Here is a 16,898-nt window from a genome sequence, read left to right on the forward strand (position 1 = left end):
TCCTTGGGTAATCAATATATACTAATATTATAGATAATTATCGGGAATTAGTCATTATGAATATATTTGTAAATATTTGATAATGAGAAAAAATAGGACTTTTCTAACGAAAATAAAGAAAAGTTTTGAAGAAAAATAACAATTTTTAGTACGTATATAGGAAGCGGGAATTGAATGGAACGATTAAAAGGTATACTTTTTATTATCACTGGAGCGATGTTGTGGGGAGCAACAGGACCTTTAATGGAATGGTTACTCAATCATACAGCATTGACAGTTTCTTTTATGTTGACAATTCGTCTATCGGTTGCAGGTATTTTTCTACTTACATACTTATTGTTAACGGGTAAAGATATTGTTAGCATATGGCAACAAAAATTTTGGAGTAGACAGCTTATCACCTTTGGTATTGTAGGGATGCTCGGTGTGCAATACGCCTTCGTTGGAGCGATAAATGAAAGTAATGCTGTATTAGCCACGTTACTACAATTTTTAGCACCAATATTTGTTGTTGCTTATGTATCTCTTAGTTTAAAGAAATGGCCACCTAAATATCAAGTATTAGGTATTATAGGCACATTAGTAGGTTTATTTCTACTACTAACGAACGCTTCTTTTGATTCTTTGTTAGTTAGTAATAAAGCCTTATTATGGGGAGTAGCAGTTGGATTAACGTTTGCCTTTTACACATTGTATCCAGCACGGCTTATGAAAGAATGGAATGTGCTCCTTGTTGTAGGCTGGGGGATGCTAATCGGTGGTGTAACGTTAGGTATAGTAAGCCGTGTATGGCAATCCAATCAGTGGACGGTCTTTACAGATTTCAAAATTACAGGTTTAATGCTGGCGCTAATCGTTACGGGCACAGTTGCCTTCATTCTATTTTTAAGTAGCATGAAGTATATTACTGCTGTAGAGACAAGTATCTTATCAAGTATTGAACCATTAACGGCGATGGTAATCTCAGTAATTGTATTTGGTACATCACTTGGATTGTGGCAATTAGTGGGGGTTTTCGTTATGCTTGTTTGTGTAACGTGGTTATCAATCGCGGGAGAAAAGGCATAAAAACATTATTTGTATAGGTGATTTTAACTAGTTTTATAGAATGCTAGTTCTTCTCAAACAAGGGGGAGAGAATGTGAAAGTAATTTTTTCGTATGTAAAACCTTATAAGTGGACAGCCGTTATTGCATTATGTTTGATGCTTATGGAATTATTCGTAGAGCTGATTCAACCGCTTATTATGGCTAAAATTATTGATGATGGTGTACGTGCTCAAAATCAACAAATGATTCTACAATGGGGAGCCGTATTACTTATTTTATCTTTTATCGCCTTTTTAGCTGGCGTCATTAATTCATATTTTTCATCACATACTGCGCAAAGTTTTGCTTTTGATTTGCGTAACGCTTTGTTTGAAAAAATACAATCCTTTACATTGGCTACGTATCAAAAATTTTCTACAGCTTCGCTTATTACTCGGCTAACAAATGATGTAACACAAGTTCAAACGGTATTGTTTATGAGCCTTCGAATTATGCTCCGAGCACCACTTGCTGTTGTGGGGAGTATTGTTATGGCATTTGTTGTCAATGCGAAACTGGCATTGTTTTTAGTAATTGGGACACCCATCATTTTTGTTTTCCTAATTTTTATGGTTGCCAAAGGCGTGTCTTATTTTGGGAAAGTGCAAAAGCGTGTAGACCGTTTAAATCGAGTGCTTCAAGAAAATTTGCAAGCAATGCGCCTCGTGAAAGCTTATTTACGTGGGAAATATGAGGCTTCACGCTTTGAGCAGGTGGCATCACATTTAAAGGTGGATACTGTTAAAGCACTGCGCACGATGGAATATATTATGCCCGTCTTATTGTTCGTAATGAACATGAGTTTATTGGCAGTCCTTTGGTTCGGTACCAAGCAAGTTGCTACAGGGACAGCACCGCTTGGAGATATTGTAGCGATTGTCAACTATGCAATGCGTATCACAGGTTCGTTTTCAATGTTTGCTTTTATTATTATTTTTTATGCCCGTGCGAAAGCTTCAGCAGAACGGATGACAGAGGTGTTGGCTGTTGACAATGAAGTAGAAAGTACTTCGTCATCTATAGTGGGGGCATCTAGTGACATGAAATTAGGAGAGCTGGTATTTCATAATGTCAGCTTTCAATACCCAGGGACAGATGCTACCGTCTTGTCCAACGTAAGTTTTCACGTGAAGTCAGGTGAAAAGTTAGCCATTATGGGGGCTACTGGTGCTGGTAAATCGACTTTACTACAGCTTATTCCTCGTTTTTATGATGTGACAGAAGGACAGATATATGTTGAAGGAAAAGATGTTCAACAATGGGATTTGCAAGAGCTACGCGACATTATAGGCTACGTTCCGCAGCAATCTTTATTATTTACAGGTAGTATTGCGGATAATGTGCGTTGGGGGGATACAGAAGCGGATATGGACGAAGTGTTAAATGCAACGATGCAGGCACAAATCCATGCATCTGTGGAAGACTTCCCGAGTGGTTATGATACCCGAGTAGGGCAAAAGGGTGTTAATTTATCAGGTGGTCAAAAACAAAGATTATCAATTGCAAGGGCGCTATTAAGAAAAGGGCATATATTAATGCTCGATGATAGTACAAGTGCACTTGATGTGAAAACAGAGCAGGCACTATGGGATGCGCTTAGTGAAGAAAGTGCAACGATGCTCGTTGTCACACAAAAAATTCGTACCGCTAAAGGTGCAGATCATATTTTGTTAATAGATGAGGGTAAAGTGGTCGCCTATGGTTCACACGAAGACCTTGTGCAAACTTCTGAGCTCTATCAGAAAATCGCAATCTCCCAGCAGGAGGTGAAATAATGGGATTTTTCCAAAAACCTTTTGGCTATGAGCCGATTTTATCGAAAGAGGATGTAAAACAGGTCGTAAAGAAAAAGAAAGGGCCACGAGCAGCAGATTGGAAAAGTACATTATGGCGTCTATGGAAAATTGTCGATGAACAACGTATGTTATTAGTCATCGTACTATTCCTTGTTATGGTCAGCTCACTTTTAGCGCTATTAGGACCGTATGTAATCGGCAAAATTATCGATCTATATGTGATGCATGGCGAGCTAAATGGATTAGGCAGTAAAATTACGCTGTTAATCGGTATTTATGCGCTTTTAGCCATCTCATTATTTTTACAAAATTACTGGATGATTGGGATTGCTCAACAAACAATTTATAGGCTGCGAACAAGTGTCTTTACTCATTTTCAAAAGTTACCTATATCGTTTTTTGATAGACGGCAACATGGCGAGTTAATGAGTCGCATGACAAATGATATTGAAGCCGTTAGCTCTACTTTGAATAGTTCTTTTATCCAAGTGTTTTCGAGTGTTTTAACGCTTGGGGGCACGCTTATTATCATGCTAAGCTTGAGCCCATTATTAACAATTTTAACGATGACAATTATTCCAATGATGTTTTGGGCAATGCGCTGGATTACGCGTCGAACTGCTCCATTATTTAAAGAGCAACAATCAGCAATGGGAGCGCTCAATGGCATGATTGAAGAAACTATTTCTGGACAGCGCATTGTAAAGGCCTTTTCACAGGAAGAACGTGTAAAGGCGGAATTTCGCGACAAAAGTTTACGTTTGAAAAGAACAGGCTTTTGGGCACAGACTTACTCTGGTTACATACCAAAAGTCATGAACTTTTTAAATAATATGAGCTTTACCATTGTTGCTGGTATTGGTGGGGTGCTTGCACTTTACGGTCATGTATCAATAGGTGTTATTGTTATTTTTACAGAATATGCTCGCCAATTTACACGACCATTAAATGATTTGGCGAATCAGTTTAATACAGTACTCTCAGCTATTGCAGGAGCTGAGCGTGTATTTGCATTACTCGATGAACAGCCTGAAATGGAAATGTCTACTGCAAAAAATCATACATTAGTAGGGCAGGTAACATTCAAACATGTGTTTTTTAAGTATGATGTGGCACAGGAATCTTACACACTAAAAGATATTCATTTTACGGTTGAGCCTGGGCAGACAGTTGCTTTGGTAGGGGCAACTGGTGCAGGGAAAACAACGATTTTACAGTTAATTGCTAGATTTTATGAGGTGACGAAGGGTGAAGTGCTATTTGATGGTGTAAATGTACAGCAAATTGAACGGCAAGCACTCCGTTCCCAAATGGCCTTTGTATTGCAGGACCCTTTTTTGTTTGAAACTACAGTAAGGGAAAATATACGTTATGGCCGTTTAGATGCTAGTGATGAGGAAGTTGTAGAAGCGGCGCAGCTCGCTAATGCGCATGAATTTATTATGAAACTAAAGGATGGTTATGACACTGTTCTCAAGGCAGATGGTCGAGAAATTTCCCAAGGGCAAAAGCAATTACTATCCATTGCGCGGGCACTAATTGCTAATCCGAAAATTTTATTGCTCGATGAGGCAACGAGCAGCATTGACACTGTAACAGAATTAGCAATCCAAGAGGCGCTCAATCGACTTATGCAAGGACGCACAAGCTTTGTCATTGCACATCGATTAAATACTGTGCATAATGCGGATGTTATACTCGTTATGCAGAAGGGTGAGCTAGTCGAAGCGGGTTTACAGCAAGAATTAATCGAATCAGGGGGCATTTACGCCCAGATGCTAAGCGCCTCCTCATATCATTTAGAAGAGTAATTTGGATGAACCATTGCGGCAGAAAAGAACCGCAAATTACTGGCAAATATAAATATGAAATGTTTGATTGTAGAGCGATTTTTCTAGAAATCGCTCTTTTTTAATTGGAATCACCTGCCAATAGTAACAGGTACATAATAATTTATTGTAGAAATTTCGTTCTTTTATTAATGTAATTTTTTTGTATTAATGTTATAATAATTACAATAAATGTAATTATTCGATTTCTTAGGATGAGAAGCCATATAATAATTTATAACTAATAGCTTCTAGTAAATTTCATTTATTTTAAAGACCTATAGTAGTATAAATCTCTATTTATTCTGTATTGGAAGTAAAATTGCTGATTATTAGAAACGGGTATTATAATTTGTTGCCAGTTTATTTTCTTTCTTGCTACAATAGGGCAATAGTCTGATATAAGAACGGAGTAAACAATGAACATTTCAGTGATTACAGTGTCATTCCCTTTGGATGGGGAAACATTGAATGAATTAAAAATATTATGTGAAGAAGCAACTTTAAACGATTATCGTGTATATGAAACGATTATGAATATACCATCGGCAGGTTCTTTTGAATCGAAAGGTTTTATGGTGCTTGCTTATGAAGATGACCATGATGTATTAGTAGGTGCTGCAAGTGCTATTGATTTGATGGGACTGCATACGTATGAATGGTCGTTAGTAGTGACACCAGCTTATCGCCAAAAAGGAATTGGAACAGCTTTAGTCAAGGTGTTACAAGCTGGACTAGAAGAGCGAGGGGCGGAAGGTCAGTTGGCAGTCGTTATTGATGGCTCTCCTTACGGGCATACATTTATCGAAAAGTTCGGCTATTCATACAGTTTTTCAGAAGCAACATTGGAAACAAAAGCAGAGCCAGTTGAACTTCGAGATGATATTCAAATTGCCCCATACGCTGGGGAGCAGACCGAACTAATCGCTATATATAGTGATGCATTTGGGGATTTGCCATCAGAATCGGAGGAGCTAATCGCCTTTAATACGTCAACGCATGGTCGAAAACTATGGGTGGCACATAAAGATGACCACGTTGTAGGTACGGTGACAACAGCAGAAGAAAATGAAATTCAATGGGTGACAGCACTTGCAGTTCATCCACAGTATCAAGGGCAAGGAATCGGTACAGCTTTATTATCCTTTTCAAAAGACTATGCTAGTAAACAAAGCGCTAAATTTGTTATGCTCGATGTAGAAATCGAGAATAGAAAAGCCCTTTCTGTTTATGAGAAGGCGGGCTTTATGAAAGCACAGCAACTAGACTATTATGTGAAAAATTAATGTAAAGAGAGGCTAGGACAAAACTAAAAAAATTTAAGGAACAGAGGAAAGCTGTTCATAAATTTTTGCTATAGGGAGACCTTAGCCATTCTTGCTTTTGCAATTAATAAAATTAGAAGTGTTCACTAGTTGTTGGTAGCGGAGGTGGTGACTCCGGCGGGAACAGCACATAATGTTAGACGCGGGCATTCCGCGCGTAACGAGGGTTGCGGCTTACTGTGTTGAGCGGAAAGCACCGCCGTAGCGGACAACAACGGCATAGCGAAAAAGTGTTAGATTGATTGGGTTCAATCTAACACTTTTTCTCTTATGTCCCAGCCTTCTTATTGCTAAGAAGTTTAAGTTCCTGTTATATTCCTCTTTTTTATCATAAATGTGTACTATGTCCATATAGTATTATTAGGATGAAGAAAGGGGGCGTTGTCATGCGTATGCCAGCATTGCCGAAAAAAAAGTCTCCTCCGAGGGAAGCACCACGCTCATGGTGGAAGGTTGTGAAAGCTTATTTATCGAAAGGAAAGTTTTACAGATTACCACCGCGCCATAAATAATTTTTACAGTACTTATTTAATCTTTATGAATGAGCAAGGCTATCCAACTGCTAAAATAGCATGTTAGGGACTGTATCCTACTGTGCTATTTTTTATTTTTTAGTAAGGCGTAAGAAAGTGTTATTTAATTTTCTAATAGAAATGCCTTTTTCGTAGGACCAATTAAATATAGCTCATGCATAGCACGAGTTAATGCCACATAAAGTAATTTTCTATCAATTTTCGAATCAAAGAAGGGCGTATCAAAGGCAGCAACAATGACAGCATCAAACTCAAGACCTTTTGCTAAATGGCTTGGTACAACCAGTAATACTTGCTGATTAATCGATTCATCTTCTGTGAGAAGTTGACAAGGAATTGCGTCATTCGTTAACGCTTGTTGCATTGATTTGGCTTCAGCCGTAGTTTTGCAAATTAAGGCAATGGATTGGTGCCCATTTGCTCTAATGGAAGCGAAAATTTCTCTAATTTGCTGGGTATTAAAGGAAGCTGCCTGTACAAATGTTGGCGCATCTCCATGACGGACTACAGGCTCAACTAATGGCAGTTGCTCATCCATTTGCATTAAAATTTTGTTAGCGACCTCCATAATTTCAATGGTTGTTCGGTAACTTTTTTGAAGTGTTCTGAAGCTAGCGCGGGGAAATAAATTTTGCACAGGCTCCCAAGCGGTTAAGGAACGATAACTATGAATTCCTTGTGCTAAATCACCTACCATTGTAAACATATCCGTTTCTAGTCCTGCTTTTAGAGCGGCAAGCTGGAACAGGCTGTAGTCCTGTACTTCATCGATAAAGACCACACGCATTTTCCATTCATCTGCAATCCCTTTTAGCTTTGCTTGTAAATAATAGAGGGCCGCTAAATCTTCTAACATCCATTGCTCTTTAGCGTGTACTTGTAAAAATTGCTGTTGCTCCATATAATGCCATTCTGGTGCGATTTCTGCTAATAGTTCAGCATTCGTTAGCAGCGTACGATAGACTGTTTTTACATTATATTTTGTAAAGCGGCGCATATAGACAGCAACGGTAGATTTTGCTTCTTTTTCAATGGCGGGTAAACGTTCATCGCGTTCATCGATAAATTTTGTAACAATGTGTTTTCGTTTCTCAGCATCACGAATACCATTGAGCGCTTTCCCAAGGGCTTCATCGTATTTTGCATGCAATGTATTTAAGACAGCTTGTTTCTTTTGCCGAACATGACTTGCGAGTACTTTTTTAATATGGGCTAACCGTTTTTCAATCGGCATATAAGAAAATTCATATAAGAATAATTTTTTTAAATGTGAAGCCCGCATAATACGATATTTTTCAATATAGACATCCTCGAATTGTTCAGCTATTTGCAATTCAATTTTTTGTAAATATCGTTCGATCATATCGCGATAATAAAGGGAGCCCTTCACTTCAGAAATCCAAGCAGTTGGCTGATCAGCACCGCCTATTACGAGTGATTCCAATTGTTCATTCGGATTGCGTAGCTTTAACTTTAGTTTTGTTGCTGCAAGGACATAGTCTGTAAATGTTGTTTGACATATTTTATCAACACCAAGCTCTGGGAGGACATCTCCAATATAATCAATAAAAAGCTTATTCGGTGCTAAAATCATGAGCTGTTCAGGATTAAAATGTTCGCCCATCGTATAGAGGAAGTACGAGATACGGTGTAAAGCAATCGTTGTTTTCCCACTACCGGCAGCACCTTGGACAATAATTGGCTGACGCAGATGAGCGCGTATTATATCGTTTTGTTCTTTTTGAATAGTAGAGACGATTTCTGTTAGGCGTACATCTGCTTTTCCTGCCAATGCTTCTTGTAGTAATTCATCATTTGTCGTTAAGTCAATATCCCGAATATCGAGCAATACGCCATCTTCAATTTTATATTGTCGTTTGGCAAATAAATGTCCTTTATGAACTTCTCCGCGAACATCATATTCCATATCACCAAGACGGCCGTCGTAATAGACATTTGCTACAGGCGAACGCCAATCGACAATAATTGGTTCATGTGTTTCACGATGAAATAAGGATGTTTTTCCGATATACAAAAACTCTTCAGGATCGCCCGTTTTTTGAAAGTGGATTCGAGCGAAATATGGCTTTTTTTGTACGGCTTCTAAACCTTCCTTTTGATTGCGAGCCATTTCAAAAAAACGAGCATTGGTTAAAATGTTCAAATAACTCAAACTTGAATCTAAATAATCTAAATCTGCCATAGACTTTCGTATATTTTCTTGTGCAGATTGCAGGTCTCGTTGCGATTCATTTAAAATCTGTTGCATATAATTTTGCGTGTATGCAAGGCGCTCTATTTCAGCCTGAAAATCCGGGTGTTGTGCAGTCATTTTTAGCACCTCCTAAGTACTTACAATTTTAAGTAGATTCTCATACTACTATACAAAATTTTACCTATCAAGTGTAAACGTTCTATTTAGCTTATTGTTATACTATTAAGTAAAGAGTAAAAGGAGGTTTTGCATTTGGATTTATTTGCACATCGTGGCGTATCAGCGCACTATCCCGAAAACACAAAAGCCGCTTTTTACGCAGCATCTAAGTTACCAATTGCAGGTATTGAATTGGATGTTCATGTCACTGCAGATGGTGAGCTGGTAGTTATCCATGATGAAACGATAGACCGTACATCTAACGGTTCTGGCTATGTAAAGGATTTTACCCTTCAGCAACTCCGTGCATATGATTATGGTTCGTGGTTTGCAGCACAATTTCAAGGTGAAAGTATTCCCACATTAGGTGAAGTTTTAGAGCTTTTTGTCGCTACACACCATCGTATCAATATTGAGTTAAAAACGGATGTCTTTCCTTATGAAGGAATTGAAGCGCTTGTATTAAAGGAAATAGCGACGCACCAAATGACAGAGAGGGTCATTATTTCTTCCTTTAACCATGAATCACTTCAAACTGTATATCAGATGGCGCCATACATTGAAACGGCTGCTTTATTTGCGGAGGTTTTAGTCGATTTTACAACCTATACAGCAACCATTCCTGCTAAGGCGATTCATGTTAGTTTACCTACTGCATTTAGGAAACCTATAGCAACAGCACTAGAGAAAGAGGCAACTGTGCGTGTTTACACCGTTAATGACGTTAAGTATGCAAAGCAATTGCAACAGCTTGGCATACAAGCCATTTTTACAGATGACCCTGAAGCTATACTAGATGGAATAAATAAAGACTAATAAAATTACCCTCTAGTGATGAACTAATGACGCCAAAGACAAAAAAATTCGCCACACTCTTTTATCAATGGCGAAAAGAGGGCGAATTTTTTTGTGTTTTGAAGTGGAAATAGTTATTACCATTTTGCTTGATGTTCTTCGATACATCCTAGCATTTGCTTAATAACTAATGTTTCACCATTATCTAATAAAATCGTTCCATCATAATAACCAAACATTTGATGTACTTCCGATTTAACGAGTTTTGCGTTCGTTGCGGCAACCCGTTCGAAAAATGGAGAGAATGTTAGAGATACTTGATTTGAAAATTTTGTTTTTACTGTCCATCGTTGCATATAATCCTCTCGATCATAAGTGAACAGCAAATCTTCGTGTATTTTTGTCATCTTCCCATCCACAAAAACAGCATTTTCAGTCATGCCAGTACCATCTGTCCATTTACCGCCTAAGTTGAGTCCGATGCGTCTACCTCGAACACGTTGAGAGGCCATGCCCCAATTCCAAGTGGCTTCCCGTGGCCAAACACCACGTCCATAATCAAGTACAGCAAAGCTTTCTTCAGGGGTAAACGTAAAGTGGCGGTTGCCGATAATTACTTCTCCTGAAGTAGGAAGAATATGATGCTTTCCTGTAAATTGAAATGTCCTACGATTCCAAGGAATGACGACATTTAATGATTCGTCTGAAGGTGGATGCTGAATAATTAAATTGGCACGCAAGGCATCGCCATCAAAAGTAGGGATTGAAACAGATAAATGTGTTTCGTTTTGAATATAGGTCATATCAATTGTCATTTCACTATTCGTGAAAGATACCGATTCCAGTACATGCGTTGGCATTTTGAGCTTGCCACCGAGTGGAACTGTTATTGTTTTTTCAAAATAGCGCTGAGTTTCATATTCAAGGAAATACACGAAGCACACAGCTGCGTAATCGAGATGACTAATCGTTGCGGAGAATAAAATCTCATCGCCATAGATGCACCAATAGTTCCATTTCTTTTTACGCAGGATATGTCCGCTTAAATTGCTATTTATGAGAGGTTTTCGTGCAAATCCAATAGCAGCTGGATTTAAATTCCCTTTTTTATCGCATAAAAGAGTAGGCTGTAAAATTTCTTTCTCAGCATGCTGCTTCACATTCAACATCCCTTCTGTTCGTAAAATAAAAAAATGCCAATTTGTTTAATCTTATTGTAGCAAAAACTATCTTGAAATTGGAAAAGATAGCGCCTAATGTGACCGCTTTCAGCAATTTTGCGATGAAGGACCTAATTAATAGAACGAACGATGGAGTCATATGATGGACGTAAGGAGGGGGAGCGTGGCCAAAATGTATAACAGACAGGCAGCTGTGCAATATGCGAATTTGTGGTGGAATAGTCGTAATCCAGCATTTCCGAATTTTGATGTCGATTGTACAAATTATATTTCACAGTGCTTACTTGCTGGAGGAGCACCGATGCGAGGAGCACCAAATAGGGAAAGAGGTTGGTGGATTCAGCAAGGCAACTGGAGCTTTAGCTGGTCCGTGGCACATTCTCTAAGATGGTATTTGGAGGGCTCAAAAACGGGTTTAAAGGCTACACGCGTGCAAACAGCAGAACAATTAGACATTGGGGACATTATATTTTACGATTTTCAAGGAGATGGCAGAATTGATCATTCTGTCATTGTGACGAGTATCCAAAATGGGATTCCCTATGTCAATGCACATACTTCAGATAGTATTAATAGGGCGTATTTTTATCAGGATTCTACGGCGTATACCCCAAATATGACCTATTATTTTTATCATATAGATGATAGTTTTGCTTAGAGTGTTCGCAGTTTTAAAGCTCATCATTTTATGATAATGTTGGAGATAGAAATGATGAATGTTTATATATACTACTATTATTAGAAGGAGATAGAAAAATGAGTGAACAATTTTTATCGGTAAGAGATGCAATTATCAATCGCCGTTCAATTAAGAAATTTAATGGGCAATCGGTGAAACGTGAAGATTTACTGGGCATTGTTGACGATGCTGTCTGGGCACCGAACCATGGTAATCGCGAACCGTGGCGTTTAGTTATTGCTTGCGATGATGATTTAGTTGCACTACATCAGTTATTACGTGAGCTAGCTGTTCCAAAATGGCAGGAGCTTTCAAGTGAGGATTTAGCGAAGCAAATGGCGAAATTCACATTACCTGGTGGCTATGCATTTGTTATTGTGCCAGAGGATGCACGTCAAAAAGAGCGTTTAGAAGATTACGCAGCAGCGAGTATTTTTATTCAAAATATCCAGCTGTTAGCTTGGGATAAAGGTATTGGATCTTGCTGGAAAACACCAGGCTTCTTAGATAATCCTAAATTCCGTGAAGCATTAAAAGTACAGCCAGGTGAACGTGTAATTGCGATGTTACAGGTCGGTTATTTTGATGAAGTACCAAAAGGCAAAGAGCGTAAAACATCAGCACAGTTTGTAACGAATTTTGGTGAATAAACAAGAAAAAATCCCCTGCCAATGGCGAGGGGATTTTATTATCGCGGGTAAAGCGAAGCAAATCGCGGGTAAAACCGGGTATTCCGCGGGTAAATGGTAATAAATCGCGGGTAACCCAAAGTATTTCGCGGATAAAGCAAAGTGCATCGCGCATAGTTGTGTTGTTTATGATTTACTTAGTGCTGCAACTTCATATAAGTAGTCGCCTAAAACACGTAAGCCTTTATCGAAGTTTTCTAAATGGAAGTGCTCGTTTGGTGCATGGAAGTTTTCGCTCGATAGACCAAAGCCCATTAAAACAACTGGTAAATCTAAAATTTCATCAAAGGCAGCAACGATTGGAATCGAACCACCACCACGTGTGTAAGCGGTAGGTACATTATAAACTTTTTCGTAGGAACGACCTGCTGCTTGAATAAATGGATGATCAAATGGTGTTAAGAATGGACGGCCTTTATCGAATTCTGAAATCGTTACTTCTACACCAGCAGGCTTATGTTTGTCGATATGTGCTTTTAATAAAGCAACGATTTCTTCTGGCTCCTGATTTGGTACTAGTCGGCAAGTAATTTTTGCACCAGCTTCAGCAGGAAGTACAGTTTTAATGCCTTCGCCAGAGAATCCACCGAATACACCATTTACTTCTAAAGTTGGACGAGCCCAAGTGCGCTCTAAATAAGAATAGCCTGCTTCACCGAATAATTCAGATACGCCGACTTCCTCTTTTACGGAGTCTTCGTTAAAGCCTAGTGCTCGATAAGCTTCACGTTCTTCTTCCGTTAATGGCAATACTTTATCGTAGAAACCTTTTACTTGGATTGTACCGTGTTCATCGCGGAAGGATGCTAAAATTTCTGCTAGTGCATGAATGGCATTTTGTACACCGCCACCGTATAGGCCTGAATGTAAGTCGCCTTTTGCGCCACGTACATCAATTTGTACGCCTGTAAGACCACGTAAGCCATAGCATACTGCTGGTTTACCAGGGCCATAAAGACCTGTATCTGAAATCAAAATTAAATCAGCTGCTAATTTTTCTTTATGCTCTTCTACATAGGCAGGCAGATGAGGGCTACCGATTTCTTCTTCACCTTCATAGATGAACTTTACGTTCACTGGTAAAGTACCAGTCGTTGCAAATAGTGCTTCAATCATTTTTAAGTGCATAAACACTTGACCTTTATCATCACTTGCGCCACGTGCAAATAATTTGTTATCACGGATCGTAGGGTTGAACGGTTCGCTATCCCATAGATGTAAAGGATCAACTGGCTGTACATCGTAGTGACCATAAAATAGAATAGTTGGTTTGCCTTCTGCATGTAACCAGTCAGCATAAACAACAGGATGCCCAGCAGTTTGAGTGATAGAAATGTTTTCTAAGTTGAGTTTCTTGAAGGCATCAGCTAGCCACTCTGCGGCATGCTGAATATCGCCTTTATGCTCAGATAATGAACTAATACTTGGAATACGTAAAAATTCATTTAGTTCATTTAAGTGCGCCTCACGATGTTCAGCAAAATAAGCATTTAATGTCTGTAATTGCGTCATACATTCATCCCTCTTTCAATATTTCGATAATAGAAATAGTATAGCATAATGTGGTTGGGGAATCCTGTCGTAGCAATGCTTTCCAAAACATTATTTATTGCTGCAATAGCGATGATTCTTACGGAACTATCCTTCATCTACCTAGACATTGTTATGAATAGCAACTATTATAAATAGGAGAAAAAGGGGGGTTTGTATGGGGAACAAACGATATTCACCTGATTTTAAATTAGAGCTTGTAAAACAATATCGCCTCGGCACCGCTGTCAGTAAATTATCAAGCGAATATGGTATATCTGAAGTAACCATTTATAAATGGATAAAGTTATATACACCAGTTGATGGTGTCACCGACATGACGAAGGCAGAAGTATTAACCGTTCAAAAAGAAAACGAACGATTAAAACAAGAGGTCGATATTTTAAAAAAGGCTATTACCATATTCGCAGCCAATTAGATGATACAGATGTAATTGATTATATAGAACGGGAAAGTAAAAAACATGCTGTTAAAGTACTCTGTGAGCTATTAGACTTGCCCAAAAGTACTTACTACAGTGGGTTGCAAAAAAAGCAACAGTCATCAAGAAAGTCGGCATCGGAAGAGTTATTAGAGGAAATTGAACAAATTTTTATTGAAGATGGGCAACTTTATAATGGTGCACAGCTATATGAAATATTGAAAATGCGAGGCTTTCAAGGGAGTTTGCGGAAGGTCCAGCGCGTATTAAAAAAGGCGAGGGAAGCACAGCTAGAAGAAGTTCCAGAACCGATAGTAAATGTAGGCTTTGAAACGACAAAAGCTAACGAAAAGTGGGTAATTAATATAAGTTACGTACCAACTTGGCATCAAGGTTGGGTTTATATGGCGTCTATTATAGATGTCCATACAAAGAAAATAACAGGCTTCAGCTTCGATCAATTAGTAAGTGAAGACTTAATGGTAATGGCTATAAAGAAAGCATATGACCAGTTTCCAATGCCATCAGTACTATATACAAGCCTACAACCAGCGTTTATTGAACATTGTAAAGAAGCTTGTAAGGAAAAAGAGCTGTTATTACCACCAATTGTTTTTAAAGAGTATTTATATGATGATGAATGTTTACAAGCGATTGTACCATTTTTAACAGGTTCGGAAAATCGACTTCGTCGAGGACATGCTTCCATAAGATAAATGAGAATAATTTGAATCCGAGAGCCTTCTTAAATGGTATATAGGCTGACATTTAAGAAGGCTCGTTTGTCTCTAAAAATTATAAAAATTAACTTATGGATGTCCAAATAATTGATGTTTTCTGAATAATTAATTATATTTGAAGTATATTAAGTCTACAAATCTATTGAGGTTAAAAATACTACACTGATTTACCTTGAATGTGCAGTAAAATAAATTTACTAGATAGAAGGATTAAAGATGCAACTTAAATGGAAACGAGAAAATATTATATTTGATAGTTTATACGAAGCAGATGTATGGGCCGATTCAATAGGAAATGAAATATATGCAAGACTGTATGATGGTTATGATACACCAGATTATAAAATAGCTTATTCCTTAGCTTTTAGACTTGCTCAGATAAATGAATTCAGAGTTCTTACAGAAATCACAATAGATAATGGTAAGAGATATAAAGTTTGGGTGAAATATACTGATTAGAGTCATGCTTCAATGGGTAAATTAGAATAATTGGAAGTAGAGAGCCTTCTTAAATGGTGTGTATTATAGCATTTAAGAAGGCTCGTTTGCCTCTAAAAATTATAAAAATTAACTTATAAGTGTCCTGAATATTGACGTTTTTATAAAAATTATTTATATTTAATGTGTGTTGGAGTTTTGTAAGCCCAATCATATCCAAATTGTTTTTTGAAAGGAGAAATTCTAAAATGAAAGCTCTAGTATATGCAGGTCCAGGTAAAAAAGAATTACGTGAAGTTGAAAAACCACGTGTAGTGAAAGATAGTGATGCAGTGGTGCGTCTAGTAAAAACAACAATTTGCGGTACGGATTTACATATCTTAGGTGGTGATGTGCCCGCCGTTAAAGAGGGAACGATTTTAGGACATGAAGGTATTGGTATTGTAGAAGAGGTAGGCGCAGGTGTATCAAACTTCAAAGTAGGAGATAAGGTAATTATTTCATGCGTGACGTCTTGTGGTAAATGTCACTATTGTAAAAAATCATTATATGCACACTGTGAAGATGGTGGCTGGATTTTAGGTCACTTAATCAATGGTACACAAGCAGAATACGTACACATACCTCATGCGGACAACTCTTTATATCACGTTCCTCAAGGGATTTCGGATGATGCTGCTGTTATGATATCCGATATTTTACCAACTGGCTTTGAAGTTGGTGTATTAAGTGGTCAAGTTTCACCTGGTGATGTTGTAGCTATCGTAGGTGCAGGTCCAATTGGAATGTCTGCACTATTAACTTCGCAATTTTATTCTCCTTCAAAAATTATCATGATTGATCTCGATGATAATCGTTTAGAAGAATCCAAGAAATTTGGTGCTACAGAGACAATCAATTCACGTGATGCTCAAGCTACAATTGATAAAATCTTTGAGCTTACGGATGGTCGTGGTGTAGACGTAGCAATTGAAGCTGTAGGTTACCCTGCAACATTCGATATTTGTCAACGTATATTATCTCCTGGAGGTCATTTAGCGAATGTGGGGGTACATGGTAAACCTGTGGAACTACAATTACAAGATTTATGGATTCGTAATGTGACAATTACAACAGGATTAGTATCAACAAATACTACACCATTATTATTAAAAACTTTAGAAACTGGAAAGATTAAGCCGGAAGTATTAGTAACACATCAATTCAAATTTGACGATATGATTGAAGCATATGAAACATTTGCTAATGCTGCGAAAGAGCATGCATTAAAAATCATTATAGATTTTCAATAAATAGCTTAAAAAGCTCTTAAAGAGGGTAATACCTTTTAAGAGCTTTTTGTATATCTTGCACAATACTGATAAAGGTAATGTGTAAAGCTCGGTATTAGCGATAACCGAATCATTATAAAAACAAAAGTAATAGTAAGCTTACTGAATTTGAATTTGTAAGGGTTTTC

The 16,898-nt window shown here is 37.9% G+C and carries 15 protein-coding genes; 12 read left to right on the forward strand and 3 right to left on the reverse strand.

From position 1 onward, the window contains the following. Positions 1–174 precede the first annotated feature (174 nt). The 5 genes from MKY08_RS01790 to MKY08_RS01810 all read left to right on the forward strand — a co-directional run bounded on the left by MKY08_RS01790 (position 175) and on the right by MKY08_RS01810 (position 6,550). Positions 175–1,068 (forward strand): DMT family transporter, encoded by an 894-nt coding sequence (locus MKY08_RS01790; protein WP_069512929.1) that lies wholly within the window; start codon positions 175–177, stop codon positions 1,066–1,068. A 73-nt stretch (positions 1,069–1,141) separates the two neighbouring features. Next, entirely contained in the window at positions 1,142–2,863 is a 1,722-nt protein-coding gene (locus MKY08_RS01795; RefSeq protein ID WP_069512928.1) for an ABC transporter ATP-binding protein, read from the forward strand. Beyond that, positions 2,863–4,695 carry an ABC transporter ATP-binding protein gene (locus MKY08_RS01800; RefSeq protein WP_069512927.1) on the forward strand — a complete coding sequence of 611 codons (1,833 nt, stop codon included), beginning with the start codon at positions 2,863–2,865 and terminating at the stop codon, positions 4,693–4,695. Before MKY08_RS01795 ends, MKY08_RS01800 begins: the two co-directional genes overlap by 1 nt. A 437-nt stretch (positions 4,696–5,132) precedes the next feature. Continuing rightward, positions 5,133–5,999: a GNAT family N-acetyltransferase gene (locus MKY08_RS01805; RefSeq protein ID WP_069512926.1), complete on the forward strand. Its 867-nt coding sequence runs from the start codon at positions 5,133–5,135 to the stop codon at positions 5,997–5,999. Positions 6,000–6,424: 425 nt separating this feature from the next. After that, a complete protein-coding gene (locus MKY08_RS01810; protein ID WP_255313807.1) occupies positions 6,425–6,550 on the forward strand; it encodes a hypothetical protein in 126 nt (41 codons plus the stop codon). Between the two features lie 124 nt (positions 6,551–6,674). Here the strand turns inward: MKY08_RS01810 and helD are convergent, their stop codons facing one another. Then, positions 6,675–8,903, reverse strand: a complete 2,229-nt coding sequence (helD, locus tag MKY08_RS01815) for an RNA polymerase recycling motor HelD (protein WP_069512925.1) — start codon at positions 8,901–8,903, stop codon at positions 6,675–6,677. A 135-nt stretch (positions 8,904–9,038) separates the two neighbouring features. On the opposite strand from helD, the gene MKY08_RS01820 reads away from it, so the two are divergent. Next, the gene (locus tag MKY08_RS01820) at positions 9,039–9,761 is read left to right on the forward strand and encodes a glycerophosphodiester phosphodiesterase (RefSeq protein ID WP_069512924.1); all 723 of its coding nucleotides are present in this window, start codon (positions 9,039–9,041) and stop codon (positions 9,759–9,761) included. 116 nt (positions 9,762–9,877) lie between these two features. Here MKY08_RS01820 and MKY08_RS01825 read toward each other — a convergent pair whose 3' ends face one another. Next, positions 9,878–10,900: a DUF2804 domain-containing protein gene (locus tag MKY08_RS01825; protein WP_069512923.1), complete on the reverse strand. Its 1,023-nt coding sequence runs from the start codon at positions 10,898–10,900 to the stop codon at positions 9,878–9,880. Positions 10,901–11,084: 184 nt separating this feature from the next. Between MKY08_RS01825 and MKY08_RS01830 the strand changes: the two genes are divergently transcribed. Then, complete coding sequence (locus tag MKY08_RS01830) at positions 11,085–11,579, forward strand: amidase domain-containing protein (RefSeq protein WP_069512922.1); 495 nt, start codon at positions 11,085–11,087, stop codon at positions 11,577–11,579. Between the two features lie 98 nt (positions 11,580–11,677). Continuing rightward, entirely contained in the window at positions 11,678–12,250 is a 573-nt protein-coding gene (locus tag MKY08_RS01835) for a nitroreductase (protein ID WP_069512921.1), read from the forward strand. Between the two features lie 165 nt (positions 12,251–12,415). Here the strand turns inward: MKY08_RS01835 and MKY08_RS01840 are convergent, their stop codons facing one another. Further along, complete coding sequence (locus MKY08_RS01840) at positions 12,416–13,801, reverse strand: dipeptidase (protein WP_069512920.1); 1,386 nt, start codon at positions 13,799–13,801, stop codon at positions 12,416–12,418. Positions 13,802–13,997: 196 nt separating this feature from the next. Here MKY08_RS01840 and MKY08_RS01845 point away from each other — a divergent pair, with 196 nt between their 5' ends. The 4 genes from MKY08_RS01845 to MKY08_RS01860 all read left to right on the forward strand — a co-directional run bounded on the left by MKY08_RS01845 (position 13,998) and on the right by MKY08_RS01860 (position 16,731). Further along, positions 13,998–14,258 (forward strand): transposase, encoded by a 261-nt coding sequence (locus tag MKY08_RS01845; RefSeq protein WP_069512919.1) that lies wholly within the window; start codon positions 13,998–14,000, stop codon positions 14,256–14,258. Positions 14,259–14,335: 77 nt separating this feature from the next. After that, positions 14,336–14,977: a hypothetical protein gene (locus MKY08_RS01850; protein ID WP_069512918.1), complete on the forward strand. Its 642-nt coding sequence runs from the start codon at positions 14,336–14,338 to the stop codon at positions 14,975–14,977. Between the two features lie 240 nt (positions 14,978–15,217). Continuing rightward, the gene (locus tag MKY08_RS01855) at positions 15,218–15,460 is read left to right on the forward strand and encodes a hypothetical protein (protein ID WP_069512917.1); all 243 of its coding nucleotides are present in this window, start codon (positions 15,218–15,220) and stop codon (positions 15,458–15,460) included. 227 nt (positions 15,461–15,687) lie between these two features. Then, positions 15,688–16,731 carry a zinc-dependent alcohol dehydrogenase family protein gene (locus tag MKY08_RS01860; RefSeq protein ID WP_069512916.1) on the forward strand — a complete coding sequence of 348 codons (1,044 nt, stop codon included), beginning with the start codon at positions 15,688–15,690 and terminating at the stop codon, positions 16,729–16,731. Positions 16,732–16,898 lie beyond the last annotated feature (167 nt).

This window comes from Lysinibacillus sp. FSL M8-0337, assembly GCF_038593855.1.
Lineage (GTDB): Bacteria > Bacillota > Bacilli > Bacillales_A > Planococcaceae > Lysinibacillus > Lysinibacillus sphaericus_D.